The organism is Butyrivibrio sp. (genome assembly GCF_017940685.1).
Classification (GTDB): Bacteria; Bacillota; Clostridia; order Lachnospirales; family Lachnospiraceae; genus Butyrivibrio.
Map to the genome: position 1 here is coordinate 29,375 of NZ_JAGAYD010000192.1, position 16,632 is coordinate 46,006.

The 16,632-nt window shown below is 44.9% G+C and carries 17 protein-coding genes; 14 read left to right on the forward strand and 3 right to left on the reverse strand.

The window, feature by feature from the left end:
* The first annotated feature begins 59 nt into the window (after positions 1-59).
* From J6I68_RS12085 to J6I68_RS12095, 3 genes are all read left to right on the forward strand, one after another.
* On the forward strand, positions 60-1,094 hold the full coding sequence (locus J6I68_RS12085; RefSeq protein WP_292220646.1) for an aldo/keto reductase: 1,035 nt from the start codon (positions 60-62) through the stop codon (positions 1,092-1,094).
* An 81-nt stretch (positions 1,095-1,175) separates the two neighbouring features.
* On the forward strand, positions 1,176-1,484 hold the full coding sequence (locus tag J6I68_RS12090) for a DUF1858 domain-containing protein (protein WP_292220648.1): 309 nt from the start codon (positions 1,176-1,178) through the stop codon (positions 1,482-1,484).
* A gap of 120 nt (positions 1,485-1,604) precedes the next feature.
* The gene (locus tag J6I68_RS12095) at positions 1,605-3,326 is read left to right on the forward strand and encodes a two-component system response regulator (protein ID WP_292220649.1); all 1,722 of its coding nucleotides are present in this window, start codon (positions 1,605-1,607) and stop codon (positions 3,324-3,326) included.
* Between the two features lie 666 nt (positions 3,327-3,992).
* On the opposite strand, the gene J6I68_RS12100 is transcribed toward J6I68_RS12095, so the two are convergent.
* Entirely contained in the window at positions 3,993-4,406 is a 414-nt protein-coding gene (locus J6I68_RS12100) for a hypothetical protein (protein ID WP_292220650.1), read from the reverse strand.
* Between the two features lie 156 nt (positions 4,407-4,562).
* Positions 4,563-4,838, reverse strand: a complete 276-nt coding sequence (locus tag J6I68_RS12105; RefSeq protein WP_292220651.1) for a hypothetical protein — start codon at positions 4,836-4,838, stop codon at positions 4,563-4,565.
* 321 nt (positions 4,839-5,159) lie between these two features.
* Here J6I68_RS12105 and J6I68_RS12110 point away from each other — a divergent pair, with 321 nt between their 5' ends.
* The 11 genes from J6I68_RS12110 to J6I68_RS12160 all read left to right on the forward strand — a co-directional run bounded on the left by J6I68_RS12110 (position 5,160) and on the right by J6I68_RS12160 (position 15,173).
* Complete coding sequence (locus J6I68_RS12110; protein ID WP_292220653.1) at positions 5,160-5,951, forward strand: hypothetical protein; 792 nt, start codon at positions 5,160-5,162, stop codon at positions 5,949-5,951.
* Positions 5,952-6,262: 311 nt separating this feature from the next.
* Positions 6,263-7,546, forward strand: a complete 1,284-nt coding sequence (locus tag J6I68_RS12115) for a chloride channel protein (RefSeq protein ID WP_292220655.1) — start codon at positions 6,263-6,265, stop codon at positions 7,544-7,546.
* 59 nt (positions 7,547-7,605) lie between these two features.
* A complete protein-coding gene (locus J6I68_RS12120; protein WP_292220657.1) occupies positions 7,606-8,010 on the forward strand; it encodes a DUF2752 domain-containing protein in 405 nt (134 codons plus the stop codon).
* On the forward strand, positions 8,011-8,613 hold the full coding sequence (locus tag J6I68_RS12125; RefSeq protein ID WP_292220658.1) for a DUF4234 domain-containing protein: 603 nt from the start codon (positions 8,011-8,013) through the stop codon (positions 8,611-8,613).
* Positions 8,614-8,873: 260 nt separating this feature from the next.
* A complete protein-coding gene (locus J6I68_RS12130; protein WP_292220660.1) occupies positions 8,874-9,398 on the forward strand; it encodes a hypothetical protein in 525 nt (174 codons plus the stop codon).
* A 272-nt stretch (positions 9,399-9,670) separates the two neighbouring features.
* Positions 9,671-10,831, forward strand: coding sequence for an ABC transporter substrate-binding protein (locus tag J6I68_RS12135; protein ID WP_292220662.1), 1,161 nt, complete (start codon positions 9,671-9,673; stop codon positions 10,829-10,831).
* A 223-nt stretch (positions 10,832-11,054) separates the two neighbouring features.
* Positions 11,055-11,939, forward strand: a complete 885-nt coding sequence (locus tag J6I68_RS12140) for a branched-chain amino acid ABC transporter permease (RefSeq protein ID WP_292220664.1) — start codon at positions 11,055-11,057, stop codon at positions 11,937-11,939.
* Between the two features lie 14 nt (positions 11,940-11,953).
* The gene (locus J6I68_RS12145) at positions 11,954-13,006 is read left to right on the forward strand and encodes a branched-chain amino acid ABC transporter permease (RefSeq protein ID WP_292220667.1); all 1,053 of its coding nucleotides are present in this window, start codon (positions 11,954-11,956) and stop codon (positions 13,004-13,006) included.
* Positions 13,007-13,008: 2 nt separating this feature from the next.
* The gene (locus J6I68_RS12150) at positions 13,009-13,767 is read left to right on the forward strand and encodes an ABC transporter ATP-binding protein (protein WP_292220668.1); all 759 of its coding nucleotides are present in this window, start codon (positions 13,009-13,011) and stop codon (positions 13,765-13,767) included.
* A 2-nt stretch (positions 13,768-13,769) separates the two neighbouring features.
* Positions 13,770-14,483: an ABC transporter ATP-binding protein gene (locus tag J6I68_RS12155; protein ID WP_292220669.1), complete on the forward strand. Its 714-nt coding sequence runs from the start codon at positions 13,770-13,772 to the stop codon at positions 14,481-14,483.
* Between the two features lie 51 nt (positions 14,484-14,534).
* The gene (locus J6I68_RS12160) at positions 14,535-15,173 is read left to right on the forward strand and encodes an AAA family ATPase (RefSeq protein ID WP_292220671.1); all 639 of its coding nucleotides are present in this window, start codon (positions 14,535-14,537) and stop codon (positions 15,171-15,173) included.
* Positions 15,174-15,345: 172 nt separating this feature from the next.
* Here the strand turns inward: J6I68_RS12160 and J6I68_RS12165 are convergent.
* Positions 15,346-16,632, reverse strand: a 1,287-nt coding sequence (locus J6I68_RS12165; RefSeq protein ID WP_292220673.1) for a methyl-accepting chemotaxis protein, incomplete at its 5' end; no start/stop codon positions are given.

The following is a 16,632-nucleotide window of genomic DNA, read 5'->3' on the forward strand; positions in this document are numbered from 1 at the left end:
AGAGATATTGTTTGGCAAGAAGCATTATCTCGCATTAGTAGATGATCAGGAGGTTTCATATGAGGCAGATCACACTTGGCAAAACTGGCATAACTGCGCCGCAGAACGGCTTTGGCGCTCTTCCGATTCAGAGAGTATCTGAGAATGAGGCCGTTAAGATCTTAAGAAAGGCCTATGAGGGCGGAATGACCTATTTTGATACCGCAAGGGCCTACACAGACAGTGAGGTCAAGCTTGGAAAGGCTTTCTCAGAGGCTGGACTTCGGGACAAGCTCTTTATCGCAACCAAGACTGCATCCACAACGCCAGAAGGATTCTGGTCTGACCTTGAGACTTCCCTTAAGAACCTTCAGACCGACTATATAGACCTTTATCAGTTCCACATGGTGAGCCAGTGCTACAGGCCTGGTGATGGAACTGGCATGTACGAGTGCATGCTTAAGGCCAAGGAGGAAGGCAAGATCCGCCACATCGGCGTAACAGCCCATAAGCTTATGGTGGCTAAAGAGTGCATAGAATCTGACCTTTACGAGACAATGCAGTTCCCACTTAGCTATCTTTCTTCTGAAAAAGAGATTGAGCTTGTTAAGATGTGCAAGGACCACAACATGGGATATATCGCCATGAAGGGCCTGGCTGGAGGGCTTATTAACCGCTCCGACGCAGCGATGGCATTCATGACACAGTTTGACAACGTAATGCCTATCTGGGGCGTTCAGAGGGAAAAAGAACTTGATGAGTGGCTTTCATATTTTGACAACACTCCAGAAATGACCGAAGAGATCAGCTCTTTTATCGAAAAAGAAAAGGAAGAGTTGGCAGGAGACTTCTGCAGGGGCTGTGGATACTGCATGCCATGTCCAATGGGCATCAAGATCAACAACTGCGCGAGAATGTCTCTTATGATAAGGCGCGCTCCATCACAGAGCTGGCTTTCAAAAGAGTGGCAGGATGAGATGGCCAAGATTGACACCTGCATAAACTGCAGAGCCTGCACCACCAAGTGTCCTTACGAGCTTAGCACTCCGGAGCTTCTTAAGAAAAACTATGAGGACTACAAAAAGGTACTTGCAGGAGAAGTATCAGTGATGTAAAATGATTTTGCACAATTTATTATCATGCGCCGGTAAATAAGCGCAAGCCCGCTTGTTATGCGGGATACAGGAGATATAACAATGGGATCATTAAAGGATTTATTCTTTGGTAGTGATACAGAAAGAGAGGCAAGCAACATGGAAAACGAAGAACTTCAGAAAGAGAACGCATCAGCAAATGGCGATCTTGTAGATTCCAGCATGCTGGTTGGCGATATTATTTCTAAGCATCCACTTGCAGCGCAGTTCCTTATGGAATGCGGAATGGGATGCATCTCATGCCCGGCTTCACAGATGGAGTCACTGGCTGAGGCCTGTGCAGTTCACGGAATCGACGGCAACGAGATCGTAGATGCGCTGAACGATTACCTGCTCGAGCACAACGCTTAAATTAAATAAAAATCAAAACAAGGGGACGGTTCTGTTGCAACAGAATCGTCCCCTTGTTTTGTTTTTCGTGTATAATAGTATTATCAAGTTGCTAAAGTGTTTCTTTATGAGGGTATGGGAATGGCATTTAACAATATTAACGAACTGGACATTGAAGCAAAACATGAACAGGATTTCAGGCGAACGATCCTAGTGGTTGATGATGAGCCTGTTAATCTCAGGCTTCTAGGTAATATCCTTAAGGATGAATATGATATAGCCTACGCAGAGACGGGGGATGAAGCTCTTTTAGAAATTAAGAATCAGAAAGACTTTTTGTCACTGGTGCTTTTGGATCTTCATATGCCATGTGGAAACGGCTATATGGTCCTTGATGAAATCAAGAACAATGAAGAACTTATGAACATTCCGGTTATTGTACTGACGGCAGATAATTCAGCTGAGGTTGAGAGTTTGCGTCGTGGGGCAATAGATTTTTTAAACAAGCCCTATAACAGGCCAGAGGTTATAAGAGCAAGGGTAAGGCGCGCAATTGAGCTGTCCATCGACAGAAACATCATCGATGCCACAGGAAAAGATAAGCTCACAGGCCTTCTTACCAAGGATTATTTCTTCCAGTATGCCCATGAGTACGACAAGTTCCATCCAGAGCAGGAAGTTGACGCAGTGGTTGTTAACATCAACAAGTTCCACCTGATAAATGAGCTCTACGGAAGGAACTATGGAGATAAGGTGCTGTGTACCATAGCGGATGGCGTCAGGTCTTTTGCCAGAGGCTGTGGAGGCGTTGCCTGCAGGGATAATGCGGATTGTTTCTATATTTACATTGAGCATCAGGAAAACTATGACTATCTGACCAAGATCCTGGCGGACAGGCTGATCGACATCACGGACAAGCACGATTTCCACTTCAGGATTGGTATCTATCCCGATATCTATCATTCTGTAAACCTGGAGCAGCGCTTTGACAGGGCACTTCAAGCCAGCAACAGTGTTTCCAAGAACTCAAATCACGATGTTGTGGCAATTTACGATAACAATATGCATGAAAAAGAGCTGTATGAGGCCAAGCTTCTTAACGGCATTGAGAAAGCTCTTTTGGAAAAGCAGTTTAATGTGGTGTTTCAGCCAAAGTATGACATCACAGGAGACGAGCCCAAGCTGTGCAGTGCAGAGGTTCTGGTCAGGTGGAAGCATCCGGAGCTAGGGTTTGTAAGACCCGATGTCTTTATCCCGCTGTTTGAGGAAAATGGCCGGATCAAGGAGCTTGACCGCTTTGTGTGGCAGGAGGCCGCCAAGCAGATAAAGCGTTGGAAGGACATGTACGGCGTGACAATGCCGCTTTCTGTGAATGTTTCAAGGGTTGATATTTTTGACCCTGATCTTTTAGATTTTTTGAAGGAAATATTGGAAGAAAATTCTCTTGAGCCAAAGGACATGCACCTTGAGATAACAGAGACTGCGTACACTGACTCTGTGACCACCATAGTTGAAGTGGTGAACAGTTTGCGGGAAGCGGGGTTCAAGGTGGAGATGGACGACTTTGGAAAGGGCTATTCCTCCCTTAATATGCTGACGTCCCTGCCAATTGATGCATTAAAGCTAGATATGGGCTTTATCAAGGGAGTTGCTGAGAACAACAAAGAGCTGAGCATGGTGGAATTCATCGTGAACGTGGCAAGATTCCTGGAAGTGCCCCTGATAGCGGAGGGCGTTGAAAACTCTGAGCAGTATTTGCTTCTTAAGAAGGCCGGCTGCGATGTTATACAGGGTTACTACTTCTCTAAGCCTGTCAACACCAGTGAATTCGGGCATTTGATTGAGAAAAACGCAGAGAGATAGCAGAGGCGGGAGATACTGGCGTGGTGAAGAGTGGATTGGTTAACACGAATTATCCCTTATGAAGCCGGTTGCTTTCGTAAATGGCCGGATTGTAGCTGCCGTTGGTTGAAAATAAGTGTTGTGCGAAAAGAGGTACAATTGCTAAGTTGTTTTAGAATTGTACCTCTTTTTGATTTTGCTACTTATCACCCAATCAACCCAAAAGCTACAGGTAAACTATTGGAAATCTAGAAGCTGAATATGTAAAAAAGATTATACGTGGGTGAAATAGAGGGGGTTATTGTAAAGCGGTACCATTGATGTGATGATGGGCAATATACCTATTTTGCAAATTTAAATCTTTTCACCCAAGAGCAAGAGATAATACTTCATGTTTTGGTTTCAGTTTAATGACACGATTATCTATTTGATATGCTTCTGGGTGATAATTAAGAAATTCTAAAAGAGATACCAATTGACCATCCTAGACGTCGTATACCTATTTTGTTTCATAGTCACATTACACCCAAAATGTGTATCTACCAGGCTGTATTTTGCTCACAATACATTTAACCTACAATACTTGTGAACATTAAACACTTATAAAATGATATTGAAAAGCGCACAAAAAAACGACTGCCGTCTGGCACCCGTTCTTTTGCAAACTATATAATTCACCTACCTACCTTACGCGAACAGGTCGATAGCACTGCCGCTCATTCCATAGCTCAGAGCCTGCGTATTCTGGGCGTATCCTGTGGTCATGCCCTGGAATTTGGAAGCCACATCATTATACATACGATTTGCTTCCTGGCTCTTTTTTACTGAATTGATTGAAAGTGCCAGTGGATCGCTCTCGTCATCTGCCTTAGGAATTTCCTGTGCGTTAGGATAAACCACAGGAGGCACGTTCATGATGGCATTTGACATTCCAGTTTCAACAAATGCATCTGACACATCAGCCTCGTTCCTAACGCTGTAATTCATTGGCTGAATATAATTCATTCCATATGTATTTCCAATACTTCCAATTGAAAGTCCCATTCTTTTCCCCTTGATGACGCGCTTAAGGGCAACAATTTGGACCCTCTGCGCTGTCATCTAAAAAACCGCAAACTATCCTTTTACTTAGCTTGTACAAAGATGGTACATCCAGGGGCTCTTTGATTCAATTATGAGAATGGGAAATAAATATTAAATAAACATAAAATCGCCGCAAAAGGCTTAACCATGCCCTTCGCGGCGAACTGTCCATTGTTAAATGTTTTCGAGTGCTCTAAACTCATCAAACTGCGGATCTTCAACAAAGTCCATAATGAGATTCAGTGGCGTCAGCCCAATGGCCTCATGATGGATCTGCTGCTTAATGACCATCTTCTCGTAGTTAGAAAGAGTCTGATACTCAGGATGTGTCTTTTCATACTTCTCATTAAGCTGGTCAAATAGATTGTACTCCGGATCACCCCACGCAAATACTTGAGCTGTCTTTAAATTTGGTTTGAACGGAGAATATTGCAGCTGGTTAGTTGGCATAATCAGTGCTCCTTTCTCTGTGCAAGACTAATACATTTCCCCTTCATCAATATAATAGCACAAAAGCAAACTAAATTTCACTAAGTTTGTAGCGAAAACGATATTAAATTTCAGTAAGCTATAGTGACAGTAGTTATGCTTTACTACAGTCAATATCCCATTTCTTAAGGAAAATTAATAAATTTCGATGGTAAATCTTAAGAATTATCTGTTAGCCTAGTATTTGTGCAATTCTTGCACATTCTTATGGAATTCTTTTTGGCGTGTCGCCTTATTTTTTCCAAAAGAACAATCAAAATAATTAAGAAAAGAGGTAACAACATGGACATTACTGCACTTATGCTAGCAGAACGTGAAAGAATTGAAGGTGAGTTACAGAAAGAACTACTTGAGTTTGAACAGTCAAAGTATCCAGAAGGAAGACTCAAGACAATGAAAAATGGAAATTATTATAAGTACTATCAAGCAGTGAACACATCTTCTGGCGTGAAATGGATATATATTAAGAAAGACAATCAAAAACTGGCAAGAGCATTAGCGATGAAGGCATATAAAAAACGGACTATATATGGACTTGAGCGGGAGATTAGAGCAATAGACGCCTATCTGGGACTATATCCCAGGCAAACTGCTGATGCGTTGATCCGAGAGGCGCCAGGATTTAAAACACTTTTGGAATCAGAAATCATACCTGAGTTTGATTGCAAGGATTGGGAACTTGAAGAATATGAGCGCAGTACTAATCACCCGGAACAGCTTGATTGTCCTACTTTGAAAGGACCTCTCGTGCGTTCAAAGTCTGAAGCTGCGATAGCAGATGAACTATATAGAAGAGGAATCCCTTATAGATATGAATGGGTTAGAGAATTCGGTGGAAGAATTTTAAGCCCAGACTTTACAATCATGGACCCGAAAACTTTGAAAATATACATTTGGGAACACTATGGAAAAATGGATGATCCGGATTACATAGAAAAATATTTGAGCAAAATGCAGACCTATACTAGAAATGGCTATATTGAGACAATGAATCTTATTTGCACATATGAGACCTTGTCATGCCCGTTTACTTCAGTTAATGCAGTGGAAGTGATTGAAAAATACTTCATTTAGATAATTGGCGTTTTCCATTTGGGTGAGAGGTGAAGATTTTTGAAAAGAGGTATCCGTGATATCTTTGATTTTATGCCTATGCAGAGGGAATAATAGTACAAAAAGTATACCTCTTTTACGAGACTAACACTATCTACCCATCAAATAACGATATAACGTTAATAATTATATAAATTGATATACCTCTTTTTCAAAACGTTGAATTCTCACCCAACGGTACAAAATATGTAATTTGAATTCCAACCCATAAGTGATAATATGAGAAAAGAATTTCACAGACACAAATATAATGGAAAAGAGCTTAGGATAACATGTCTTTTTTTGATAAGTCGAAAGAAAACATAATCGAACACATCCCGGACCTGGATCTTGTAGGCAGAGTAAGAGTTCTCCTTCGCTGGGTGATACTTGGATGTATGACAGGAGCCATAGTTGGCGCTATTGGAGCAATGTTCTCCAAGGCAATCAGCATGGCGACGGCTTTTAGGACAAGTCATGACCTTATAATCCTGGGATTGCCACTGGCAGGACTTTTAATAGTGTTCATGTACAGGCTGTGCAAGGACTATGAAGATAAGGGCACAAATCTTGTGATCAAGTCAATTCAGGAGGGAGAGCACCTTCCGGTGATGAAGGCGCCGCTTATCTTTATTTCAACCACACTTACTCACCTGTTTGGTGGATCTACAGGACGTGAGAGCGCTGCACTGCAGATGGGAGGCAGCATTGGCTATAACCTGGGGAAGTTATGCAGGTTAAAAGAGGGTAACGTCAAGATCATGACTATGTGCGGCATGAGTGCAGCGTTTTCGGCGCTTTTTGGAACACCAATGACAGCATCATTCATGGCCATGGAGATAGAAAACGTAGGTGTAATGTACTATTCAGCACTTGTTCCCTGCGTAATATCAGCTCTGACAGCCCAGGGCGTTGCTGAGTTTTTGGGGGCAACAGGAGAGCAGTTTGCGGTAAATATTGTTCCGGAATTTACAGCTACCCAGGGAATCTACACAGGGCTTCTGGCGCTTCTTTGCGCAATTGTCAGCGTACTCTTTTGCCAGGTGTTGAAATTTTCTGGAAAGACATACAAAAAGCTCCTTCCGAACCCCTACCTTCGCGTATTTGTAGGCGGCGTAATCGTCGTTGCGCTTACATATTTATCTGGCACAAGATTCTACAACGGCGCAGGAATGAATGTTATTGAGATGGCCATAAAGGGAGAGGCTCCTGCACTAGCGTTTCTTCTTAAGATAATCTTTACGGCGCTGACCCTTGGGGCTGGCTATAAAGGCGGCGAGATCGTGCCAGCTCTTTACATAGGAGCTACATTTGGAAGCCTTTACTCACAGATTTTTGGCTTGCATCCGGCTCTTTGCGCAGCCATCGGAATGGGTGCGCTGTTCTGCGGCGTGACGAACTGCCCGATATCATCGCTGTTTATCTGCTTTGAGCTCTTTGGATTTAAAGGAATGCCATACTACCTTCTGGCAATCGCACTCAGCTACACTTTCTCAGGCTACTACAGCCTTTACAGCAGCCAGAAGATCATGTACTCCAAGTTCCACAACAAGTACGTCAACAGGGAAACCAAGTGATCCTGCAAGAATTACATGCAGTTCCCTGAAAAGAAATATCGACAGAGAGATCATATAATATGAAAAAGATAAAAGACGCAATCCTGGCAATTCTGGCAGTGGCGTTTGTTTATACAATCTTTTATATAACGAAAATAGGCTGTCCTATCAAGTTCCTGACAGGTATTTCCTGTATGGGATGTGGCATGACAAGGGCATATCTGTCACTGCTACATTTGGATTTTGGTGGAGCTTTTCGATATCACCCGTTATTCCCAATACCAGTTATCGCTGCAGTCATATTTCTTTTCAGATCCCGGATTTCGCAAAAGATTGTTAAAGTTTTGTTATTTACAACCATAGTCCTCTTCTCTATAATATACCTGTTGAGGATTTTGGACCCTTCTGACACAGTTGTAGTATTTGAACCCGCTAATGGGGCGGTTGTCAGGGGGATTCATATGATTGTGGAGGAGATTAAATAAATGTTTTGTGAGAATTGTGGAACTCAGATAGAAGATGGCGCTAAGTTCTGCCCTAATTGTGGAACACCAGTTGCCAGCAGCAGTGAAGTAAAGGGCTTTGTATATAACGAGAGCGCACAAGCTCCAGGGGCTGGCCAGACATACAACAATAATTATAACAACTACCAGAATACCAGCTACAACGCAGGCCCTCAGGCATTCATGCCACTTAGAACGGACAGAAGTCTTCTGATATTCATACTGCTTACACTGGTTACCTGCGGAATCTATCTGTACATATTTATGTATTACATGATCAAGGACATCAACACAGCCTGCGCTGGTGATGGAGACGAGACACCTGGACTTTTGGTGTACATCCTGCTTTCATTGGTAACATGCGGTATTTATTCATACATCTGGCTCTACAAGGTTGGCGAAAGACTTGCAAGAAACTGCCAGAGATACGGCTATTCAGTTACTGAGAACGGTACAACAGTGCTTCTTTGGTTCATCTTTGGTATGTGGCTTTGCGGAATTGGACCATTCATCGGATGGAACATTCTTATCAATAACACCAACATGGTGTGCATGGGCTACAACAGAGAACATGGCGTTGGTTGAGAATACAGCGCTTTACATTTTAATATGTCAAAAGAGCTAACACTGCTCTGGGGTGATCATTCATCCCAGAGCTTTTTTCTGTAAATTTACACCTTTCAGAAAGCGATTGAGTGCAGTGTCCACCCACTTTGCACGTTTCACGGACTGCAATCTCCACAATCCCGCAATATACGCGAAAACGAACATGAATTAACGTTTATTACATGATTGCATTAATGTTTCATGGAGCGTAGAATTAATTCATAGGGGGGATAAACTTCATGCTCAAATTAGCTTATGTGGGGATTGCCTTTTCGCTGGTCTTCTACGTAGTATTTGGTTTAGCGGTTCGTTTCATGGAGCTATCTGATAAGTCCAGGAACAAGGCAAGGCTTGGAATTCTTCTTACTTCCATGATCATTTTTTCAATATCGGGTATCACCGCCGGAGTCCTTAATATAAAAATAGGGCTTATGATTTATGGCGTTGGTTTTCTTCTTTTCTCTTTAGTCGCGGTCGTCGTCGTTTTTTCCATATTTATTGAACTTCATCAGATCAATTTAAGAGTCCGTATGCGCAGATTTATGGTTCTGTTTGATATTGTGGACAGATTCATTAATGAAGGCAAGACAAGAGATGAGATATTTGATTACCTGACGGTGAGCCAGAAACTTTCACATAGAGAGGCTTCGGATTTCCTTGAGTTCATTTCAGACCCTCACAATCATCAGTTTTTATCTGACGTCAACAGCCAGATCCAGGAAGCCAAGCTGATGCAGAAGGCAGAGAGCGACTTCTATAGATAGAATAGATCTTTGAATAAGACATGGGGGCGGTTTGCTGACACGGGGACGGTTCTACTGTCAGGTTTTACTAAGATAAAACCTGACAGTAGAACCGTCCCCGTGTCAGCAAACCGCCCCCATGTCTTGTTGCGCGCAATGAGACGGTAGAACCGTCCCCGTGGCTTTTTTCACTTTTTTGCTTTAAAGTATTGACTTTTTACTAATAATAATTAAACTTGAAATATATATATTTAGATTGTATACAAATATACAAATTGAGGAGGAAATGAATTATGAAGAAGTTTAACAAAGTATTCAGTGCTGTTCTTGCTTCAGCAATGGCTGCTTCACTTCTTGCAGGATGCGGCGGCGCAGCAGCAGGTGGAAGCAATACATTCAAGATTGGTGCCATCGGACCTCTTACAGGTGCTGCAGCAGCTTACGGTAACGCAGTAGTTAACGGAGCACAGATCGCTGTCGATGAGATCAACGAGGCTGGCGGTATCAATGGCGTTCAGATCGAGTACAAGTCAGAGGATGATGAGCTTAACGCTGAGAAGTCAGTTAACGCTTACAACACTCTTAAGGACTGGGGTATGCAGATCCTTGTTGGTTCTACAACATCTGCCTGCTCAATCGCAGTTTCAGAGAACACTAAGAACGACAACATGTTCCAGCTTACACCTTCAGGATCAGCTGAGGATTGCGTAAAGTATGATAACGTATTCCGTGTATGCTTCTCAGATCCTAACCAGGGTATTGCTTCAGCTCAGTACATCAGTGATCACAACCTTGCAACTAAGGTTGGTATCATCTACGACAACTCAGACGTTTATTCTTCAGGTATCTACCAGAAGTTCGTAGAAGAGTCTGCTGGCAAGAACTTTGAGATCGTTTCAGCAGAGGCTTATACACAGGACAACAACACAGACTTCTCTGTACAGCTTCAGAAGGCTAAGGATGCAGGCGCAGACCTCGTATTCCTTCCTATCTACTACTCAGATGCAGCTCTGATCCTTACACAGGCCAACACAATGGGATATGCTCCTACATTCTTCGGTGTTGATGGTATGGACGGAATCCTTACAGTTGAGAACTTTGATCCATCACTTGCTGAGGGCGTAATGCTTCTTACACCTTTCGCAGCTGATGCTACAGATGACCTCACAGTTAACTTCGTTAAGAAGTACAACGAGAAGTATGGCGAGACTCCTAACCAGTTCGCAGCTGATGCTTACGATGCAGTTTACATCATCAAGGCAGCTATCGAGAAGTCAGGCGTTACACCAGACAAGACAACAGAGGAGATCTGCGAGGCACTTAAGGGCGCTATGACTCAGATCGAGGCTACAGGTCTTACATCACAGAAGATGACATGGGATGCTTCAGGTGAGCCTAACAAGGAGCCTAAGGCTGTTGTTATCAAGAACGGCACTTACGTTTCAGCCGAGTAAAGCACTTGGTGAGGTTCTTTCCAGAGTAATGTTTTTTCACAGCGAAAAGAGCTAACGCCCCAGACACAATTTAACAACGACTAAACATTTTCATACAGCGAGGGATGCTGTCACAGGTATCCCTCGCGTTCTTAGTTTTTTTAGCTAAAATCACATTGGATTTCGAATGTAATTCGTATATCATAGAATAAGTAATTAATAATGATCAACTCGGAGGTGCGGGATGAGTTTTTTAACCTATCTCATTAATGGACTTAGTCTTGGCAGTATTTATGCCATCATAGCCCTTGGTTACACCATGGTTTATGGTATTGCCAAGATGCTGAATTTTGCTCATGGTGACTTCATCATGGTGGGCTGCTATATTATCTTTTCAGTGAGCGCAGCGCTTTCTGGCAATTCAGTGGTGGGCATTATCGTGGCTATCATCCTGTGCACCGTTCTTGGCGTCACCACAGAGTTCGTGGCATACAGGCCTCTTCGCGGAGCAGCATCTCCCCTGGCGGTTCTGATCACAGCTATCGGTGTCAGCTATCTTTTGGAAAATATTGCGCTTCTTATCTATGGCGCAGATATCAAGTCATTTACATCAGTTGTAACATGGGAGGGCGTAAGCTTCGCAGGCGGAGAGCTCAAGATCCAGGGCGTAACCATCATCACTATCCTGGTCAGCGTTGTGATCCTCATTGCCCTTCAGCTTTTCATCAATAAGACCAAGCAGGGACAGGCTATGCTGGCGGCTTCAGAAGATAAGGGAGCTGCAGCGCTTATGGGCATCAATGTTAACCGTACCATCGCTCTTACATTTGCCATCGGTTCAGCCCTTGCAGCTGTGGCTGGGGCGCTTCTTTGCTCAGCTTATCCTTCACTTTCACCGTACACAGGCGCTATGCCTGGTATCAAGGCTTTCGTAGCTGCGGTTCTTGGCGGAATCGGCTCAATCCCTGGCGCCATGATCGGCGGACTGGTCCTTGGAATCGTTGAGATCCTGTCCAAGACCTACATTTCATCGCAGCTGTCCGACGCCATCGTGTTTGGAATCCTGGTAGTGGTGCTCCTTGTTAAGCCTACAGGAATCCTTGGCAAGCAGATTCAGGAAAAAGTGTAAAGGAGGGAGGAGCCATGAAAAACAAGATCACTAAAAATAACTTAATCACCTATGGCATCGTCCTTGCCTTCTACATAATCGTTGAGATCCTGATGATGACAGGGGCTTTATCAAGCCATATGAAGGGTCTTTTGGTCCCAATGACATATTATGCAATAATCGCTGTTGCCCTTAACCTCTGCGTAGGTATTCTGGGCGAATTGTCCATCGGACACTGCGGATTCATGTGCATTGGCGCTTTCACCAGCGCATTCTTTTCAAGGGCAACTGAAAACAGCATTCCCACAGTGCCAAGATTCATTATTGCGTTCATCATCGGAATTGCATTCGCAGCGCTGTTTGGTTTCCTTATTGGTATTCCGGTTCTTCGTCTTAAAGGTGACTATCTGGCGATTGTAACACTGGCATTTGGCGAGATCATCAAGAACGTCATCAACTCTTTTTACATAGGAATTGACGGAAAGGGCCTTCACTTCTCCATGAAGGACAGCATGAGCCTTGGCATGGAGGCAGATGGTGACATAATCGTTAACGGCGCTATGGGCATTACAGGAACTCCCCACAACGCAAACTTCACCATCGGTGTTGTGGTGCTCCTCATATCTCTTTTCGTTGTACAGAACCTTGTTAATTCCAGGGACGGCCGCGCGATCATGGCCATCCGTGACAACTATATCGCCGCAGAGGCAACAGGCATCAATATCACAGGCTACAAGATGATGGCATTTACCATTTCTGCTGCAATTGCAGGGGCTGCGGGAGTTCTTTTCTCCCACAACATCACAACGCTTACGGCGTCATCCCAGTACTTTGGCTACAACGCGTCGATCATGATTCTGGTTTACGTGGTGCTTGGCGGCATCGGAAACATCAGAGGCAGCGTCATTGCAGCCTGCGTGCTGTACCTGCTTCCTGAGCTGCTTAGAGGCCTCAACACCTACCGTATGCTGATCTACTCAATCGTGCTCATCGTCATGATGATCGTGAACTGGTCACCTAAGATTATCGAGTGGCGGAAAAGAACTTTCGGCCGCGTGAGCTTCAGACGCGCAAAGGAGGTGGCTTGAACATGGCACTTCTTGACGTAAATAACTTAAGCATTTCATTCGGCGGTCTTCGTGCCGTGGACAATTTCAATATATCCATCGAAAAGGGTGAGCTCTACGGCCTTATCGGACCTAACGGCGCCGGAAAGACCACTGTTTTCAACCTTTTGACCGGAGTGTACAAGCCAAATGAAGGAATCATAAGGCTTGACGGCGAGGACATCACAAGAAAGAGCACCATCGAGATCAACCACGCCGGAATAGCCAGAACCTTCCAGAACATCAGGCTTTTCAAGAACATGAGCGTTATCGACAACGTTAAGGTTGGGCTTTCCGAGCACTTTAAGTACAGTGCCCTTGAGGGAATCCTTCATCTGGGAAGGTTTTCCAAGGTGGAAAAAGAGATGGATGCCGAGGCAATGCGCCTTCTAAAGGTCTTTGATCTTGACGCCGAGAGGGATACTCTTGCAGCCAACCTCCCTTATGGTAAGCAGCGTAAGCTTGAGATCGCAAGAGCCATGGCAACAGGTCCTAAGCTGTTGCTCCTTGACGAGCCAGCAGCTGGCATGAACCCGAATGAGACAAAAGAGCTGATGGACACCATAGCCCTTGTCCGCAGGGAGTTTGACATGACGATCCTTCTTATCGAGCACGATATGAAGCTGGTTTCCGGAATCTGCGAAAAGCTCACGGTTTTAAACTTTGGGCGAGTACTGTGTCAGGGCGAAACAAAAGAAGTGCTCGCAAATCCTGAAGTTATAACAGCATATCTTGGAGAGTAACTATGAGTTCAATATTAGAAGTTAAAGACTTAAGTGTATATTATGGCGTGATCCAGGCCCTTAAAGGGATCTCTTTTCACGTAGACAAAGGGGAGATCGTGGCCCTCATAGGTGCTAACGGCGCGGGAAAGACCACGACGCTTCACACTCTGTCTGGCCTTATCAATGCTGACGGCGGAAGCATCAATTACAAGGGGCATGAGCTTACCAAGATTCCAAGCCATCAGATCGTGACCTTCGGAATGGCCCAGGTGCCGGAGGGAAGGCGCGTGTTCGCCGAGATGACCGTGCTCCAGAACCTTAAGATGGGAGCTTACACCAGAAACGACAAGGCGGAGATGGAAGCTACGCTGGCTACCATCTACAAGCGTTTCCCAAGGCTTGAAGAGCGTAAGAACCAGCTGGCTGGAACTCTTTCCGGCGGTGAGCAGCAGATGCTTGCCATGGGAAGAGCCCTTATGTCACATCCAGACCTGATCCTGATGGATGAGCCGTCCATGGGACTTTCACCGATTTTTGTTAACGAGATCTTCAGCATCATCGAGGATGTCAACAAGGACGGAGTAACGGTGCTTCTGGTTGAGCAGAACGCCAAGAAGGCCCTTTCTATCGCCAACAGAGCATACGTACTGGAGACCGGTTCTATTGCCAAAGAGGGTGATGCAAAAGAGCTACTTAATGATGAAGCAATCAGAAAAGCTTATCTGGGTGAGTGATCCCTGCAGAAATATGTTTTTTCACATGTCATAGACAAAATGGAGGCGCATATGAAGCGTAATATAGTCATCACAATTGCAAGACAGTACGGAAGCGGCGGAAGGACTGTAGGAGAGATGCTGGCAAAGGACCTTGGCATTCACTACTACGACCACGAGCTGATCAAGCTTGCCTCTGAGGAGAGCGGCATCAACGAGAGCCTCTTTCTTGAGACCGATGAAAAGATGAGAAATAACGGGTTCTTTAAGGTGCCTGTGAGAGTATATACCGGCGAGATAATTGGACCAAGCAGCAAGGAATTTACTTCTGAGGACAACCTGTTTGCGTTCCAGGCCAAGTCCATTAAGAAGCTTGCTGAGACCACAAGCTGTGTTATCGTGGGAAGGGCTGCGGACTTTGTGCTTAGGGACTACGACAATGTCCTTAGCGTATTCGTTCATGCGCCGCATGATTTCCTTGTGGAACAGGCAGCCAAGGTAAAGAGCCTTCCTAAGGATGAGCTGGAGAAGTTTATGGCAAGGGAAGACAAGTACAGGGCTTCTTACTATGAGCACCACACAGGGCAGAAGTGGACAGATGCCATGAACTATGACCTGTGCCTTGATAGTAGCAAGCTCGGATTTGAGAAGTGCGTAGAGGCCATCAAGGCCCACGCCAAGGTTAGATTTGGGGAAGATATTTTCGACTGAAGAAAGTAAGAGCGGAGGCGAGAAACCTCCGCTCTTTTTTTGACTAGACACGGGGATGGTTCTGCTGACACGGGGACGGTTCTACTGTCAGGTTTTACTTAGATAAAACCTGACAGTAGAACCGTCCCCGTGTCAGCAGAACCATCCCCGTGTGTTGTCCCAGTGTCTCGCTTTATTTGAAGAACGCCAAATCTCTTTCAAGCTGCTCTGCTACGCCCTTTAGGTCGTTTGCATTGCCAGCCAGAGTTGTAACTGTTGCGGAAAGTTCCTGCATGGAAGCACCAGTTTCCTGTGAGGAAGCAGCGTTCTCTTCGGAGATTGCTGAAAGTGCGCTCATGGTGTCGACAACAGCGTTCTTACTGGTCTCGCACTGGTCAGCGCCGTCGCTGATGGTCTTTACGCCGCCAACTGTGGAGTTGATGTCGCCCAGCATTCCGTTGATGGAAGAGATGGTTCCTTCAAGGGCCTGCTGCTGATCAAGATTGCCCTGACGTACGTCGTCTGCAGCGCTAACTGCGGCGCGAGCCTCTTCAAGGAGAACTTCCATTTCTTTCTTAATCTCATCTGCCATAACTCTTGAGCTTTCTGCAAGGTTTCCAATCTCACCTGCAACAACTGCAAAGCCTTTTCCAGCTTCGCCAGCTCTTGCAGCCTCGATGGAAGCGTTGAGGGACAGAAGGTTTGTCTGGGTTGCGATTGATGTGATTCCTTCAACCTTGGAAGATATGCTGTTAACAGCGTCCTGGGTTCTCTGGATGGTGGTTGAAATCTCGTCGATCTTGGCTGTCATCTCTGATGAGGAGTCTTTCAGGGAAGCAAGGGATGTGCTGGATACTTCAGATGCTTCTTTCATCTTGCTTGCCAGTTGGTCAAGTTCTCCTGTAGATGTCTGTACGTTTCCAACAGCATCTCCGATCCTGCCAACATTATCTGCTGCGTTCTGGATCTCGTCAGCCTGCTGGGTTGCTCCGGATGCGATTTCCTGAACTGCGTTTGAAACGTCCTCAGCTGTGTGGGAAATCTGGTCTGCCATGTCAGAGAGCTCTGCTGATGAGGAATTAACTGATTGGGCAGATTGCCTGATATTTGAAACGATCTCTTCAAGAGTATCGATAAGTCCATTGGTATTTCGTAGGGTCAAGCCAAGCTCATCATTTCTGTCCAGGAATTTCTTTGCCTTGATGAATTCGCCGTTAGCCAGATGTTCAACGCTCTTGTTGATCTCTTCGATGGCCTTGGTCATGCCTGTTGAAAGATATACAGCCACAAGAATGGAAAGTACCAGTACGATCAGTGCGATCACTACCATGAAAGCGATCGATCTTCCCACCTGGGCGTTTACGGCTTCTCTTGAAACGCCGGTAAATGCCATGGCAACAGTCTTTCCTGATTCGTCTTTAACAGGAACATATGCGACAAAATAGGCTTTTCCGGCAACCTGGGTATTGGTGGATGAGAA